Annotated in this window: 13 protein-coding genes; 5 read left to right on the top strand and 8 right to left on the bottom strand. The window is 48.0% G+C overall.

What is annotated here, in order from left to right; genetic code table 11:
• Window positions 1-6 precede the first annotated feature (6 nt).
• The 5 genes from ACO0KW_RS12185 to ACO0KW_RS12165 form a co-directional block, all read right to left on the bottom strand.
• Window positions 7-1,314: a glycosyltransferase gene (locus tag ACO0KW_RS12185; RefSeq protein WP_423053337.1), complete on the bottom strand. Its 1,308-nt coding sequence runs from the start codon at window positions 1,312-1,314 to the stop codon at window positions 7-9.
• 33 nt (window positions 1,315-1,347) lie between these two features.
• Window positions 1,348-1,857, bottom strand: coding sequence for a hypothetical protein (locus ACO0KW_RS12180; protein WP_423053336.1), 510 nt, complete (start codon window positions 1,855-1,857; stop codon window positions 1,348-1,350).
• A 12-nt stretch (window positions 1,858-1,869) separates the two neighbouring features.
• Complete coding sequence (locus ACO0KW_RS12175) at window positions 1,870-2,355, bottom strand: asparaginase domain-containing protein (RefSeq protein WP_186943193.1); 486 nt, start codon at window positions 2,353-2,355, stop codon at window positions 1,870-1,872.
• Between the two features lie 154 nt (window positions 2,356-2,509).
• A complete protein-coding gene (locus tag ACO0KW_RS12170) occupies window positions 2,510-2,725 on the bottom strand; it encodes a VF530 family DNA-binding protein (protein ID WP_423053335.1) in 216 nt (71 codons plus the stop codon).
• Window positions 2,726-2,732: 7 nt separating this feature from the next.
• On the bottom strand, window positions 2,733-3,230 hold the full coding sequence (locus ACO0KW_RS12165) for an FKBP-type peptidyl-prolyl cis-trans isomerase (protein ID WP_423053334.1): 498 nt from the start codon (window positions 3,228-3,230) through the stop codon (window positions 2,733-2,735).
• 649 nt (window positions 3,231-3,879) lie between these two features.
• Here ACO0KW_RS12165 and ACO0KW_RS12160 point away from each other — a divergent pair.
• The 3 genes from ACO0KW_RS12160 (at window position 3,880) to ACO0KW_RS12150 (ending at window position 6,791) form a co-directional block, all read left to right on the top strand.
• Entirely contained in the window at window positions 3,880-4,758 is an 879-nt protein-coding gene (locus ACO0KW_RS12160) for a PhzF family phenazine biosynthesis protein (protein WP_423053333.1), read from the top strand.
• Between the two features lie 51 nt (window positions 4,759-4,809).
• Window positions 4,810-5,190, top strand: coding sequence for a SirB2 family protein (locus ACO0KW_RS12155; protein WP_423053332.1), 381 nt, complete (start codon window positions 4,810-4,812; stop codon window positions 5,188-5,190).
• Window positions 5,191-5,252: 62 nt separating this feature from the next.
• Window positions 5,253-6,791 (top strand): amidase, encoded by a 1,539-nt coding sequence (locus ACO0KW_RS12150; protein ID WP_423053331.1) that lies wholly within the window; start codon window positions 5,253-5,255, stop codon window positions 6,789-6,791.
• 80 nt (window positions 6,792-6,871) lie between these two features.
• On the opposite strand, the gene putA is transcribed toward ACO0KW_RS12150, so the two are convergent.
• On the bottom strand, window positions 6,872-10,528 hold the full coding sequence (gene putA, locus ACO0KW_RS12145) for a trifunctional transcriptional regulator/proline dehydrogenase/L-glutamate gamma-semialdehyde dehydrogenase (protein ID WP_423053472.1): 3,657 nt from the start codon (window positions 10,526-10,528) through the stop codon (window positions 6,872-6,874).
• 150 nt (window positions 10,529-10,678) lie between these two features.
• Here putA and ACO0KW_RS12140 point away from each other — a divergent pair, with 150 nt between their 5' ends.
• Window positions 10,679-11,137: an Lrp/AsnC ligand binding domain-containing protein gene (locus tag ACO0KW_RS12140; RefSeq protein ID WP_186891595.1), complete on the top strand. Its 459-nt coding sequence runs from the start codon at window positions 10,679-10,681 to the stop codon at window positions 11,135-11,137.
• A gap of 140 nt (window positions 11,138-11,277) precedes the next feature.
• Here the strand turns inward: ACO0KW_RS12140 and ACO0KW_RS12135 are convergent, their stop codons facing one another.
• Window positions 11,278-12,540 (bottom strand): hypothetical protein, encoded by a 1,263-nt coding sequence (locus tag ACO0KW_RS12135; RefSeq protein WP_423053330.1) that lies wholly within the window; start codon window positions 12,538-12,540, stop codon window positions 11,278-11,280.
• Between the two features lie 388 nt (window positions 12,541-12,928).
• Here ACO0KW_RS12135 and pabB point away from each other — a divergent pair, with 388 nt between their 5' ends.
• Window positions 12,929-14,806 (top strand): aminodeoxychorismate synthase component I, encoded by a 1,878-nt coding sequence (gene pabB / locus ACO0KW_RS12130; protein WP_423053329.1) that lies wholly within the window; start codon window positions 12,929-12,931, stop codon window positions 14,804-14,806.
• Here the strand turns inward: pabB and ACO0KW_RS12125 are convergent.
• Window positions 14,799-15,548, bottom strand: coding sequence for a HesA/MoeB/ThiF family protein (locus ACO0KW_RS12125; protein ID WP_423053328.1), 750 nt, complete (start codon window positions 15,546-15,548; stop codon window positions 14,799-14,801). The two genes, pabB and ACO0KW_RS12125, sit on opposite strands and share 8 nt — an antisense overlap.
• Window positions 15,549-15,609: the final 61 nt, after the last annotated feature.

Here is a 15,609-nt window from a genome sequence, read left to right as displayed (position 1 = left end):
GCAGATTTAAGACAGCGGCGTTTGTTGGTTTTTGAGTTGTATCCACTGCGACATATATTGCGTACTTTTCAGACTGTGATGACGGAGCATCGCTCCCGTGAAATTCTGTAAGCGGCGCTCTTGCTGTTGCGTACGAGCTTGTAAAATTGCCTGCATAAACTGCGTCGAAGCCGCAGTTCGATCAAAGTAAGTCTGTAAAATTTCTTGCCCGCGCTGCTGTGCCAATTGCCATTGCTGGGCATCGTTCATTAGCATCACCGCAGCATCAACAAAAGCCTCAAGCTCATCGGTCACGACGCCCGCCCACGGCAAGACACCGCACATCGATTCGGCGCCGATACTCGTAGTCACACTGGGCGTACCACATGCCATCGCATCGGCTAGCTTGCCTTTTATACCCGCGCCAAAGCGCAGCGGCGCTAAACAAACACGGGCCGCCCGCATTACGGCATGTGCATCTTCCGCCCAACCACGAACATGAAAACCTTGTGCCGGCTGATGCAGGGTCATCGCTTTTGGTGGAGGATAAGAACCATATACATGCAGTTGCGCCTGTGGCAAACGAGCGCGTATACGCGGCCAAATAACTTGGTACATATAGAGCGCTGCATCCCAATTCGGTGCATGACGAAAATTGCCTATACTGACAAAATGTTGACGCTCATCAAAGCTTGGCAGGGTTGACGAGATTGGCGTCATCAACATTAAGTTATTGCAGCATAAAAGATCGTCTGGAACCTGAAAATAATCGCGTAGTAAATCGACTTCGACCTGCGAAATCATCAAGCTCAAATCACAACGATAGATCGCCGCGATTTCGCGTTGTGCGATTTCGTCCTCACACATAGCACGATACAATTCGACGTGGTTCGTGGCACGCACCAATAGCGCCGCAGATGTGCCAGTGTGCGCCTCAGTTGGCGGATGTAAAGCCTGCTTCAATAGCCGATGTCGAGCTTCACGCAAACTATGCAAATCACAAGTATCGAGGACGCGCAAAGCTTGCGGACAGTGACGTTCAATCCGCCAGCCAAATTGTTCTTCGGTAAAAAAGCGGTCAAATACAACCAGATCAGGTTGATAGCTGAGTATAAATTCATCAAAGCTATCGCAGTTGAGCGCCAACTGTTTTTCTTCGATTTGCAAAGCTTGTAGGTCGGCGCGGTGCGGCGATAACGCCGCCACGCTGGCGAACACGACTTGCCAATTTTGTAGGCGAAACAGGCGCAAAAATTCCATCGTCCGACTGCCCGCCGCAGACGAATTCGGTTCAGGCCAAACATAGCCAATATATAAAACTTTGTGGATATTCATGCAGAGACGCGATTTTTTTCTGGTGCCGACAATTTATTCTTCTGGCCAGACGGACAAAACGACTTGCTCAACATCATCCGGATCGCCGACTTTTTTCTTTGCCTCTATCCAAGCTTTTGGCTCAGGAATCACTTTGGAAGTATGAACGGCCGTGTCGACCGCCATTTTGATCGCGAATACCAGAATGCCATGGTCGACTGCCAGAGGGCGCATTTTCTTGATCGACTCAATAATTTCATATTCATAGTATTCGTGCAGGACGGGCTCCATATCGAGCCAGACCGCCACTTCTTCATCTGAGCGTATCGCCACCACAATATAACCGTTGCCGGGCGCTGCCTGTGCTTTCTTCATAATTTTGCCGACTCTAGCCTGCAAATTACGGGTGTACTGCGCCAATTGGTCCTGATCGATCTTCATGGCCTGCAGTTGCTCTTCATTTTGAAAAAAATGCAGGTTGTCGAAACGCACTTGCAGTTCTTTTTCGCAAGCACTCAACATGAGCAAGACGCAGCAGCAAAAAGTGGTCAGCAGGCGTTTCATGATGGATCTCAATTAGTTGGTAACAAACACACCAGCACTACGATCTTTTTGTACGTTGTCCCAAGGAAAAACCTGACCATTCATTGCCACATACACTCCCGCTGGCAATAATTGCGCTACGCCGCAGGCAAAGCCCAAATTAAAGAATGCGTCGGAATTCACGACACCGTAAGGAATCATCGCACCGGTGAACACAATCACTTTATCTAAGTTCGCCGCGCCCAGCACATGTGCTGTTTCACGCATGGTGTCGGTGCCATGAATAATGACGATCGCTTTTTCAGCAGAATTTTGACAGGATTCCAAAATCTCTTTGCGATCTTGATCCACCATATCGAGTGAATCAATTAAAGGCCGTACTTCTAACTCCACAGGCACCGTCAAGCGCGCACGCTTTAATACTTCCGGCAAATGACTTTCATGAAACGTCAGCTTGCCAGCTAGTTCATCATAATGTTTATCGAAGGTGCCACCAGTGGCGATAATGCGAAGTGTCATACAAAATTTCCTTTTACTACAGTAGTGTAGCGCGATCGTTCAACCATACATTCGCGCATGCGTTCGTAGAGAATCGCTCATTAGAGTATCGGCGATGGTCTTAGCTCTGTCAATTTGAGTCTGTGGTTTATTACCCCTACTCAAGCAACTCAGTCTAATCCGCAGCTTGCACTGGCAAATCAATATACAAACTCTCAACCTTGCTTCTGGCCCAAGGGGTGCGTCGTAGAAATTTCAAACTCGAAGAGATACTGGGATCTTTGCGAAAACACTGAATATCCACGCGCTGCGCCAAACCTTCCCAGCCATAGTACTGCTGCAATTCTGTCAGCAGATTTTCCAAAGTGATGCCTTGTAAGCTACGTGCCATGATGGTCTTATTTTTTGATCGACACTAATTCCACTTCAAATACCAAATGCGTATTGGGTGGAATATTGCCCGAACCTTGTGTGCTGTAACCAAGATAAGCGGGGATCAACAAAGTCCGTTTACCGCCGACCTTCATTCCCAGCAAACCCAAGTCCCAACCACGTATCACTTGTTTGGCTCCGACTTGCACCTGCAAAGGCGTACCCGCGTCACGCGAGGTATCAAATTGCGCGCCATGCAAATTCCAGGCTTTGTGGTTATACAACCAGCCGGTGTAATGCACTTCTACCACCACGCCGTTTGTGACTTCTTCACCCGAACCGACGACGGTGTCAATGATGCCTAATTTAGTGATATGCAATGGTGCTGGGGCAGAAGGAATTGCGGAGGCTGCGGTCGGCGCGGCAGCTGGATTACCAGTGACTGGTTCGCTGGTACTTTGTGCCAGCACGGAATTTGTACCGAGCAAGGCAAAAATGCCGATTAAAAAAGAAGCTAATTTCATAATACTATCCAGAATAAGGTGAATAACAATTCAACAGCTCGCATGATAATCGAATTTCAGCGAATATTAGCCGAAATTTGAGAGCGATTCCGCGAGATTTCAGTTGATGCTACCCTTTGGTCTCTGCGAAATTATTTGTCAAATTGAAGTCTATTCGACCCATTGGTTCAACATCAACACTCGAACAACGCAAACAAAAGCTCAACCGACTAGGATGCGAGCGCGTCCAACGCAGACAGAAACAGGCCAACTGGCTTCAGGGCTTAGGCGATAAACAACAAAAATCTCTTCGAATAATAAAGTTAGTGCAATTGTCCGGCCCAATCTGGCACTGAATTAAAGCATGCGATTTAATGTAGTCGCAGAGAGTGCAGAAAACCAAGGGCAAGGCGACTGTTTCGCCAATCCCATGCCAAAAACAGAGTTCGCGCCATGGCGCCAGAGTCATCTACAAGTTCGTTCGCAAAATAACGAGCGCTAGTTTGTGAAATGGATCTCAACCTCTGTTAGCATGCCATTTTCTTCAAGAGAACTACCCTTTTTGCTACATCAATTCCGCAGTAAGCGATATGGATTGACCGAATTTTTCGGCTTGCTTTCGGTCTACTTTCTTGGCCTTCTTTTTGAATTTTTTCTCTCACCCTACACTATGTCTGAACCCAATTACTTCCACGTCGATGTCTTCGCCGATCAGCCATATAGCGGTAATGGTTTAGCGGTCTTTCTGCAAACAGAGAACTGGCCAACGGCGTTCATGCAAACCCTGACCCAAGAGAAGCAACAATTTGAGTCTATCTTTTTATCGCGAATACAAACAGAACATGGCTACTGCGCGCATGCCAGAATCTTTACGGTGGAAGAAGAATTGCCCTTCGCAGGTCATCCCATCCTAGGCGCCGCCGCAGTCTTACATCGCACGCAGGCGGGCGGGCATGCAGAATGTACTTGGACAATTACGGTAGGAACACGTGATATCGCCGTTAAGAGCGTACATTGCGGTGATCATTTTGTGTGCCAGATGAATCAGGGAGCAGCGCTAACTCAGTCAGCACTCTCGCACGCTGAAGTGAGTGGCGTATTGCAGCGGCTAGGCTTGCAACAAGCCGACCTCATCCCCGACTTGCCAGCGCAGGTCATTTCCACGGGCTTAGATTATCTGATCTTGCCAATACACAGTAATGCAATTGACAAGGTGCAATTTTGTGGTGACGATTTAGAGCAAGAACTCGCCAGATTAGGGGCGAAATTTGTCTTTATATTCGATGTACAGGGACGTGAAATTCGCACTTGGGATAATGCGGGAAAGGTCGAAGATATCGCCACTGGCAGTGCTGCAGGGCCAGCGGCGGTTTATTTGTATGAGCATGGTTTGGTACAAGCTAACCAGGTCATCACCATTCATCAAGGCAGATTTCGCCATCGTCCAAGCTGTCTGACTGTGGAGATGAACGCGCAAGATGAAATTCTGGTCAGTGGTGGCGTTTGGGGTATCAGTGCCGGGCGATTGGAAGCACTGCCGATGTTATAGCGCCAGATAGCAAAAAAAATCTTCTAACAAAAATCACACTAGAAAAACGTTATGTACATCATTCTGAAACACCTACATCTGACTTGTATTGCGTTAAGCATTATCCTATTCATCCTGCGCTTCTATTGGCGCAAACAAAACCCTGTCATCCTACAAAAAAAGTGGGTCAAGATTCTGCCGCACAGTATTGACACGCTATTACTTGTCAGCGCCATCAGCATGGCTTGGATCGCCAGTATCAATCCCTTTGCACAGCCATGGTTAGCTGCAAAAATCATTGTGCTGTTCGTCTATATCGTTGCAGGAACGTTCGCGCTCAAACGGGCACACAGTGTTGCTGCGCAGAATCTCAGTTTCCTCATCGCTCTCGCATGCTTTGCATACATTATTGCTGTCGCATTGAGCAAACAAGTTCTTCCGTTCATGAACTAAAACAGGCGACATGCGTCCAACAATAAGTAAGACAAATAATGAAAACCAATAAAGGGGACATAATGCAACAGCAACACCGATTCAGTTTCGCGATCAGCATGGCCTTTGCCTGCGGCGCATTTGGCACATCCGTCAACGCACTGGGCGCAGACGACTTACATCAGTTAAAGTTAGATTTGCAGGCCGGAAAAACTACAGCAACACAGATACTCCAGCAGTATCAAGCGCGCAGCGACAAATTCAATCCACAGATAGCAGCAGTGAGTGCAGTGCGCGCAGAGGCAAAACAAGATGCTGAGCAGGCCGACAAAAACAAAAATCCTCGACTGATCTTGCAAGGTTTGCCGATCATGGTCAAAGACAATATCGCGATTCAAGGCATGCCAACGACAGCTGGCTCACTTGCTTTAGCGAATAATATCGCGAGCAGCGATGCCTTCCTTGTCGCCAAGTTACGTGCAGCCGGCGCGGTACTCGCAGGCAAGACTAATTTGAGCGAATGGGCAAATTTTCGCTCAACAAAATCCAGCAGCGGCTGGAGCAGCGTTGGCGGGCAGACGCGCAATCCCTACAACATCAAAAAGTCCCCCTGTGGCTCCAGCTCGGGCTCCGGTGCAGCGGTCGCAGCGCACCTGATTCCGGCGGCCATCGGCACCGAAACCGATGGTTCTATTGTGTGCCCGGCTGCGGTGAATGGTTTAGTCGGTTTGAAACCCACGTTGGGTTTGGTCAGCCGTAGCGGCATCGTGCCACTCTCGCATAGCCAAGATACGGCAGGACCGATGACATTAACGGTACGCGATGCGGCGCTATTGATGAATGTGATTGTGGGCAGTGATGTGAATGACCCAGCCACGCAAGCGGCAGATCAACATACGACGGATTTCACGCAAGGACTAGATGCGCAAGCACTCAAAGGCAAGCGCATCGGCATCGTCAGCAAACTAGTCAAAGGCTATGATAAGGAAACGCTTGCACTGTTTAATCGCAGTGTTGCGATTCTCAAAGCACAAGGTGCGATCATCATCGATAAAGTCGAGATCCCGCATATGGACGCGGCAGGCAAAGATGAATACACGGTGTTGCTGTATGACTTTAAATCTGATCTAAACACGTATCTCGCTAACACCCCGATGACGGTGAATAATCGCACCATGGTCGAGGTAATGGCGTTTAACAAGAAAAATGCAAAACAAGTCATGCCGCATTTTGGTCAAGAAATCATGCAACAGGCGCAAGCCAAAGGCCCCTTGAGCGAAAAGGCTTATCTCGACGCCAGTGAGCGTGCGAAACGCTTATCCGGTCCGGAAGGAATTGACGCAGCACTCAAGCAACATCAACTGGATGCGCTGATTGCGCCAACCACAGGCCCGGCGTGGGATATCAATTACAAAAAAGGCGATGTGATTTCGGGCAGTGCCAGTTCTCCGGCCGCAATCGCGGGTTACCCACATTTGACCGTGCCTATGGGTTTGGTCAAAGGTTTGCCGGTAGGCTTGTCATTCTTTGCTGGAGCATGGAGCGATGCAAGTTTATTGAAAATGGGCTATGCGTTTGAACAAGCTCGACCTGCTTTGCCGGCGCCACTACTATTGAAATAAAAATTTGAACTAAATATTACTTAAACGTAAAAAAGCCGCAGACCAGTTTGGTGCTGCGGCTTTTTTACGATTCAAACTAATTAGCTTTGCAAACTCATCAAACTCGCATTGCCGCCTGCTGCAGTCGTGTTCACACACAAAGCTCTCTCCGCAACCAAACGCCATAACGGCAATTCGGTTTTGGCATCACATTCTGCGATGCAAACAAGTGCGCCGGTTTGCTGTGCCAACGCCACTTTGTAATTTGCTGCAATATCACGCCCAAGCAAAGCGAAGTGCACGTGCTCGGAAGAACCAACACTGATCGCATCACTCACCAGTTTTGGCAGATCAGCGGGCAACAATGCCTTCATTTTTTCTTCCAACACGACGGTGTTTCCCGTTGCGAGTACCGCGGCGATTTGATTGAGCAAAGTCGCCACATCACTTGCAGCGCAGAACACGCTGCCGCGGGAAGCAAATGCGAGGGTGTTTGTCTCACCGGTTGGACCTGGCAACAGCATCGTCATCTTGTAAGGATTGAGACGCGCGTATTGTTCAGCCAACAAAGCGACATCGGTGTGACCATGGGTTTTCGCCCACACGGTCAGTGCATCGAGTGCGACTGGCGCTTGTTTTTCGTACACAGTATTCCCGCTGAAACTCATAGTCGGATTGTGTTGCAATCGTTTCAAATACAAAGGACCACCGGCTTTTGGACCAGTACCGGATTTACCTTCGCCACCAAATGGCTGCACACCAACTACTGCACCGACGATATTGCGGTTCACATAAATGTTACCAACATGCGCACGTTGTGTGATGAATTCTATCGTTTCATCAATCCGTGAATGCACACCGAGAGTGAGACCAAAGCCTGTTGCATTAATCGCATCAATCAAAGCAGGCAATTGATCGCGTTGATAACGCAGTACGTGCAATACCGGACCGAACACTTCTTTGGTCAATTCAGACAAAGAATTAATTTCGATCACCGTTGGTGCGACGAAGGTACCGTTCTTGCAGCTTGCTGGTAAATCTAAACTGTAGAATGATTTCGCCTTGGTGCGCATGGCATCAATATGCAATTGCAGATTTTTCTGCGCTTCGGCATCGATCACCGGACCTATATCCGTTGCCAGACGATCTGGAATCCCGACGCGTAATTCTTGCATCGCACCGTGCAACATTTCTAAAGTTTTGTCTGCGATATCCTCTTGCAGACACAATACACGCAAGGCAGAACAACGTTGACCTGCACTGTCAAAAGCCGACGACAACACATCATTGACCACTTGCTCAGGCAATGCACTACTATCGACGATCATCGCATTTTGACCGCCTGTTTCTGCGATCAAAGGAATATCAATACCTTCCGCGACAGAACGCTTGGCCAGCGTGCGATTAATGATTTGTGCGACTTCGGTTGAACCCGTAAAGATCACACCTTTGACGCGACTATCTGCCACCAATTGCGCACCTACGACTTCGCCCGTCCCCGGCAAGAATTGCAAAGCACCAACCGGCACACCTGCTTCATGCATGAGTTGAATCGCACGATGCGCGATCAATGGAGTTTGCTCCGCAGGTTTTGCCAACACGACATTACCCGCTGCCAAAGCTGCACTCACTTCACCGATGAAAATCGCGAGTGGGAAATTCCATGGGCTGATACAAACCACAGGGCCCAATGCCTGCGTTTGCGGTTGATTTTCAACTTGCGCTGCGTAGTAGCGTAAGAAGTCAACGGCTTCGCGCACTTCAGCCAATGCGTTAGGCAGGGATTTACCCGCTTCACGAATCGCCAAGGCCATGAAATCCAACGTCTGTGCTTCTAACAAATCGCCTGCTTTACTCAAACAGGCCGCACGCGCTGCTGGCGTTTGATTTTGCCATTCGGCCGCATAGGCTTGTGCTGCGACCAAAGCAGTTTGCACATCGTTCGCATCAGCTTCGATCACTTGACCAACCACGTCGCTATGATTCGCTGGATTCAGGACAGGACGTGCAGAAGTCGCCGATACTTCGCCTGCTAACAACGGGGTCGCTGTCAAAGATTGCTGACTGAATGCACTGAAATGTTCACTGATTTTTTGCAATTGCAATTCATTGCTGAAATCCATACCAGCAGAATTCTGACGTTCTTTACCAAACAAGTTGGCAGGCAAATTGATGCCACTATGCATCTTGCCTGCGAGTTTAGTGGCGATGCTAATCGGGTCTTCAATCAAGGAATCAATCGAAATCTTTTCATCCACGATTTGATTCACAAAGGAAGAATTCGCACCGTTTTCTAACAAGCGACGTACCAAGTACGCCAATAAGGTTTGATGTGACCCCACTGGTGCATAAATACGGCAAGGCTTGTTCAATTTGTCCGCGCCCACCACTTGATCGTACAGAGTTTCGCCCATACCATGCAGACACTGGAATTCGTAATCGGTAACTTTCGCTTCTTGCGCCCAGCTGTAAATCGTCGACAAGGTTAAGGCATTGTGTGTTGCGAATTGTGGGTAGATCACATCGGTGACGGCCAACAATTTTTGCGCGCACATCAAGTAAGACACGTCGGTGTAAACTTTGCGTGTGTAAACTGGGAAGCCTGGCATGCCATCCACTTGCGCACGTTTAACTTCAGAATCCCAATACGCACCTTTGACCAAGCGCACCATAAATTTGCGACCACTACGACGCGCCAGATCGATCAGATAATCAATCACAAACGGGCAACGTTTTTGGTAAGCCTGCACTACAAACCCGATGCCTTCAAAGCCTTCTAAATCTTTATCGAAGGCCAGTGCCTCCATTAGGTCTAAAGACAATTCCAAGCGATCGGCTTCTTCCGCATCGATGTTGAGACCGATGTTGTATTGCTTCGCCAAGACCAAAAGTTTTTTCAAAAGTGGCAGTAATTCGTCCATCGTGCGGGCACGTTGCGCGCGCGAGTAGCGTGGGTGCAACGCCGACAGTTTGACCGAGATACCCGGTCCATCTTTGATACCACGCCCGTTCGATGCTTTACCAATCGCATGGATGGCTGTTTCGTAAGCTTTGTAGTAAAACGCTGCATCGTGCATGGTCAACGCAGCCTCACCCAGCATATCGTAAGAGTAGCGATAGCCGCGCGCTTCATTGTCCAGGCTGTTTTTCAGCGCCTCATCAATCGTTTGGCCCGTGACGAATTGGTTGCCCAACATCCGCATCGCCAAATCCACACCTTTACGGATCAAAGGTTCTCCACCCTTCGCGATCAGACGCGTCACCGCAGAACCCAAACCTTGATCACTATTTGTGCTGACCAATTTACCAGTAACCAGCAAACCCCAAGTTGCAGCATTCACGAATAGCGACGGCGACTCACCCAAATGTTTACGCCAATCCCCTTTGCTGATCTTGTCGGCGATCAGGCGATCTTTGGTCGCAGCATCGGGAATCCGCAACAAAGCTTCTGCCAAACACATCAACGCTACACCCTCTTCCGATGACAACGAAAATTCGTGCATCAAGGCATCCACGCCTGAAGCGCGGGTGCGTTGTTGTCGCACAGAACTAACCAATTTCTTCGCGAGTTCATGAGTGTTGTTTTTTGCTGCAGGTATTTCCTGTAAATTTGCCAACAGCCAAGCAACGGCTTCAGCTTCATCGCGGCGGTAAGCTTCGGTGATTTTGACTCTTAACTCGGTAGGATTGACCAGCAATTCTTGCTGCAAAGTCTGGAATGGGATTGCGTTTGAAGGTGGGTTCATGGAAGGATTCATCATTTATTTATAAAAGCAAATATGATTTAATTGTATAGATCATTCGCGAGGATTAATTCTGGAAATTCTAAGGTATATCGAAATATTGTATTTTGTGAGAGAATTCCACCAAATATTATTAATAACCACTTAAAACATATCTAACTTCTTATGCTAGACAAAATCAGTAAAAGAATTCTGGCCGAATTACAAAACGATGGCCGTATCAGTAATGTAGAACTTGCCACGCGCGTTAACCTGTCTCCGGCAGCATGCTTGGAACGCGTCCGCAAGCTGCAAGAATCAAACTACATTTTAGGCTATACCGCCCAACTTAATCCACATTTACTCGATGTCGCTCTCCTAGTGTTCATCGAAGTGGTATTGGATCGCACCACACCCGATGTGTTTGATGCCTTTAAGCGCGGAGTGCAGGCAATTCCTGAAGTGCTCGAATGCCACATGGTCGCTGGCGGCTTTGATTACCTCGTCAAAGCGCGTGTTAAAGATATGAATGCTTATCGCGATTTTCTCGGCAAATCCCTATTGCAATTAAGCGGTGTGCGCGAAACACATACTTATGCCGTGATGGAAGAAGTCAAAAATACGACCGCTTTGCCGATCAAATAAAATTACTCTCAACCGCAAAAATGATTAAGCGGCTCAGAATACGAAAAAAGCAGTAAAGACAAAATCTTTACTGCTTTTTTATTTGCTTGGTCACTGCGCAGAAAGCGATTACATCATCGATGAAATCGCTTTCATCATTCTTACTTCATATACGTCCAATAGCGCGCCAATTCAACCGCACCATCATTACCTTGAACCGTTTTCAATACTTCAACTGCTTTCGCTTTGTTTCCGGCTTTGTGATACGCGATGCCTAAATGCAGCTTCGCTTCTTCTGGATTTTTCAAACCGCCTTTTGCCAGACCCGCTTCAATCAAAGCGATACCGCGTTCATATTGTCCGTAGGTCACGAAGTTGTAACCCATATTCACCATGCCCAAACCAGTTTTAGCGGCTTTCGCTGCAGTTTCGCCGGCATCCAAGGTTTTTGCATCGTCAGCAGCCTGTTTATTTGCCTTATCTTGCAAAGGCTTATGCTTGGCAACATTCTTACCTTTACCGAAATAGCCACCTTTATAAGCCGCTTCAACAACATTTTTTGCTTCTAAAGGCAAGCCAGCGAGTAAGGCCGTTTCGGCCATTTCCATATACTGCGTATCATCTTCGAGGTTTTCAGTCGCAAACATCAAGCGATACCAATCCATACGCATACGATCGGTAAAGCCTGGCTTACTGATCAGACGGTACATCAGGTCAGCCCAATATTCTTTGGTCGGATGATATTTCACCAATAATTCTAAAGCTTGAGTCGAAGTATTAATGTCTTTCAATTTCATACTCGCACCGTGCATCAAACGCAAACGCTTTTCATCTGGTATGCGACCTGCTTGTTCATCGACTGCGATTTGCGCTTTCACTTCTTTTAAGGCGGTCGTAAAATCATCTGCCAGATAATAATTTTGCACCAACAAATCTTGCATCACCACGTTCGCTGGATTAACTTGCAGATAACGCTTAGTCCAAATCTGCGCATCGCCATACTGCTTAAGGTTATAAAAAGTACCCGCCATGGCTTCCATAAAGCGTAACTTATCTGCCGCAGGTAAGAACTCGCTGCCGATCATTTCTTCGAAACATTTTGCTAGTAAAACGTTGTCGCCCATGCCTGAAGCGATAGCAGCTTTCGTCCGGCTGATGAAAAAGATCTCGTAGGCGGTTTTCTTTTCAGACGCTTCTAATGCTGCAAGCTTTTCAAGCGCTGGTGCATATTGTTTGTCGCCGATCAGTTTTTGAATTTCGGTATATGGTTTAGACCATTCATTACGAATCACTTCTAATTTTGCTTTATCTTTTTCGGCAGTATCTGCAGTTTGTGCCTGCGCAACCGCAGGGATCGTTGCGATCGAAGCAGTACCAAGGGCTACGAGGAGTGCCGCCAAGGCGATAGGAGATTTTTTTATCATGGCTATATTTATATAAATGAGATAAGTGAGCGAATGAAAAGGACAACCCAAATGCAATTTTTGCAGGCAAGGATGACGACATTGTCATGCTTGTACATTACAGTCAAACCAATTGCTGAGCCGCTTTGTCCGCGCATTATAGCGCGATTATTACAACGTTATAGCACGTTTTTGGCGTCTCACTGCCACTAACGCGGCAGGCGCTTTTTGGTTACAAACTTTGCTTCAATTTCAGAATGATTTACATCAAATTTCACGCTTTTTTACAATTTATCAATTGAGACGAATCGGCGCCGTACTACTTATAGACTCATTGAAAACCGCAAGCTGCTGCAAGAAAGGCAATCTAAGGGTAAACTAAGCCAGATTCCAATCAGGTATAAGTATAGTGTCAGTTTCCTCTCCTCCTTTATCTATTCCAAGTCACCCACCTTGCTGCTTCGCCTTGTTAGACGATGCCCAGAGCGAAGTCGCACAATCACGTTTTTATTCCGATTTGATCAGCACATTTAGTTGCAACTCAGACGAGACATGGTCAGCAATGTGGCAGCAGGCCGAGCAAGCTTTATCCGACGGTTACTATGTAGTGGCAGTTTTAAGTTACGAGAGCGGCGCGCAATTGCACGCCATCACGTCACGTCAGAAAAATCAGCAAACTGAAGCGAGTCAGTCCATCTCGCAATTACTGATATTTCGTGAATGCCAGCAGTGGAGCAGACAACAAGTAGCGGACTGGTTGGCACAAGAATGTGCGGGCGAAGTTGCTGGCATACGTCAACTTCGGCCGAATGTGGATCAGGCTGAATTCACGCAGGCGATCAATAAGATCCGCGCCTATATTGCTGCTGGTGATACCTATCAAGTTAACTATACTTATCGCCTGCATTTCTCGACGTATGGTACCGCACTCGCCTTGTATCAAGCCTTACGCAAGCGCCAACCCGTGCCTTTCGCAGCCTTTATCAATTTGCCAGATGGTCGTGCGATTTTGTCTTTATCACCAGAATTGTTTATCCGCCATCGAGATGGACAATTATTAGCGAAACCTATGAAGGGAACCGCTGCTGCCAGCGGTGATGCTGCACGCGACCAAGTCGTCGCAGACCAGCTCAGACACGACCCCAAAAATCGCGCTGAAAATTTAATGATTGTCGACTTGTTGCGCAATGACTTAGGTCGCATCGCACAAACCGGCTCGGTCAAAGTCCCAGCACTATTTGAAGTGCAAAGCTTTACCAGCGTATTGCAAATGACCTCAACTATTACCGCACAATTGCGCAGCGAGTTGCGCTTGGATGCGATCATGTCAGCCTTGTTTCCGTGCGGCTCCATTACCGGCGCCCCCAAGCATAGGACCATGGAAATCATTCGTGAAATTGAAACCGAAGAGCGCGGCATATACACCGGTGCTATTGGGTGGTTTGACCCACCGGCAGCGGCGCAACAGGTTGCCGACTTTTGCTTATCGGTACCAATTCGTACCCTCACGCTGCAAGCGCCCGATGCGCATGCTTGCAGGGTAGGCGTCATGGGAGTCGGGGCAGGCATCGTCTATGATAGTCAGGCCGATGAGGAGTTTGCTGAATGCCAATTGAAAGCAAAATTTCTGACGGGGTTACAGCCAAATTTCGAGTTATTTGAAACAATCCATGCTCAGCATGAAAGTGGCTTTCGCTATCTCGAGCGTCATCTGGCACGCTTACAAATCTCAGCGGCCTTCTTCGAATTCAAATTTGAGCGAGACCGTATCCTGCGGGGATTACAGGATTATCAGCAACAGTTCACCATCGGAAAAGAATACAGACTTAAATTGTCGCTCAAACCGAACGGTGAGTTCATCATACAACATGCTGAACTACGTCCGCTGGAACAGCCCGTGCGTATCTTTCTAAGCCAGCAAGTGTGCACCACCCATCCTGTATTTTTGGCACACAAAAGCAGCCATCGAGCACTGTACGATAAGGCTTGGCAAGAAGCAGAAAAACAGGGCGGCTTTGACAGTCTGTTTTGCAATTCCTTAGGCAAGATCACCGAAGGTGGACGCAGTAATGTGTTTGTCAAAATAAAGGGAAACTGGTACACGCCGCCCTTAAGTGATGGCGTCTTACCGGGGATTATGCGTAGCGTGTTACTAGAAGATACTCAGTTGCGAGCGGCAGAAAAATCATTATCACGACAAGACCTGCAACAAGCCGAAGAGATCTTTGTGTGTAATGCATTGCGTGGTGTTCTGAAAGCGGAACTTGTTTTGGCTACGCTTACTTAGTCCCACACACGACACACTCACCATTTTTACTCACGCCGATGCTGGTCCATTCCATCAGCATGGCGTCGAGCAAAAGCAAACGCCCACTCACGGAATGCCCCAGATTCATTACCAGCTTCAGTGCTTCGGCTGCTTGCATGGTGCCGATGATCCCGACCAAGGGTGAAAATACACCCATCGTCGAACAAGCAACATCCTCCACATCCTGATCGGGTGAAAATAGGCAGGCATAACATGGTGCATCATCCAGACGCGTATCGAATACGCTAAGTTGCCCATCAAAAGAAATCGCCGCACCCGATACCAAAGGTACAGAAAATTCTACACAAGCCGCATTCACTGCATGGCGTGTTTTGAAATTGTCGCTGCAATCCAATACCACACTCGCACTTCGCACGAGTTCTTGCAAGCGCTGTCCTTGCAATCTTTCTTTGAGGGCGACCACTTCCACTTCAGGATTAATTTGCTGCAGACTGATTTTGGCGGACTCGACTTTATCCTTACCGACGCGTTCAGTCGTATGCAAGATTTGGCGCTGCAAATTGGTGAGGTCGACTTCGTCGTCATCGACAATGGTGATCTTGCCCATCCCAGCGCTGGCCAAATATAAAGCAGCAGGCGATCCAAGGCCGCCGGCTCCGATGATCAGAGCATGCGAGGCCAGAATTTTCTGCTGGCCTTCAATACCTATCTGATCTAGCAAGATGTGCCGCGAGTAGCGCAGCAATTGATTGTCGTTCATAGCGTACTACCGGATAGAAAAAATTGATTGTACTTGCATGCTGCATGCTGCATGCACGCCG

The sequence above is a fragment of the Undibacterium sp. Ji22W genome (assembly GCF_049340305.1).
GTDB lineage: Bacteria > Pseudomonadota > Gammaproteobacteria > Burkholderiales > Burkholderiaceae_D > Undibacterium.
This window is presented reverse-complemented; position numbering and strand designations above follow the sequence as displayed.

What these genes read in the sequence shown, in the direction of transcription:
- ACO0KW_RS12180 (WP_423053336.1), bottom strand. Translation starts at nt 1,857, where the DNA reads ATGAAACGCCTGCTGACCACTTTTTGCTGCTGCGTCTTGCTCATGTTG.
- ACO0KW_RS12125 (WP_423053328.1), bottom strand. Translation starts at nt 15,548, where the DNA reads ATGAACGACAATCAATTGCTGCGCTACTCGCGGCACATCTTGCTAGAT.
- ACO0KW_RS12135 (WP_423053330.1), bottom strand. Translation starts at nt 12,540, where the DNA reads ATGATAAAAAAATCTCCTATCGCCTTGGCGGCACTCCTCGTAGCCCTT.
- ACO0KW_RS12140 (WP_186891595.1), top strand. Translation starts at nt 10,679, where the DNA reads ATGCTAGACAAAATCAGTAAAAGAATTCTGGCCGAATTACAAAACGAT.
- ACO0KW_RS12155 (WP_423053332.1), top strand. Translation starts at nt 4,810, where the DNA reads ATGTACATCATTCTGAAACACCTACATCTGACTTGTATTGCGTTAAGC.
- ACO0KW_RS12175 (WP_186943193.1), bottom strand. Translation starts at nt 2,355, where the DNA reads ATGACACTTCGCATTATCGCCACTGGTGGCACCTTCGATAAACATTAT.
- ACO0KW_RS12160 (WP_423053333.1), top strand. Translation starts at nt 3,880, where the DNA reads ATGTCTGAACCCAATTACTTCCACGTCGATGTCTTCGCCGATCAGCCA.
- putA (WP_423053472.1), bottom strand. Translation starts at nt 10,528, where the DNA reads ATGAATCCTTCCATGAACCCACCTTCAAACGCAATCCCATTCCAGACT.
- ACO0KW_RS12165 (WP_423053334.1), bottom strand. Translation starts at nt 3,230, where the DNA reads ATGAAATTAGCTTCTTTTTTAATCGGCATTTTTGCCTTGCTCGGTACA.
- ACO0KW_RS12185 (WP_423053337.1), bottom strand. Translation starts at nt 1,314, where the DNA reads ATGAATATCCACAAAGTTTTATATATTGGCTATGTTTGGCCTGAACCG.
- ACO0KW_RS12170 (WP_423053335.1), bottom strand. Translation starts at nt 2,725, where the DNA reads ATGGCACGTAGCTTACAAGGCATCACTTTGGAAAATCTGCTGACAGAA.
- ACO0KW_RS12150 (WP_423053331.1), top strand. Translation starts at nt 5,253, where the DNA reads ATGCAACAGCAACACCGATTCAGTTTCGCGATCAGCATGGCCTTTGCC.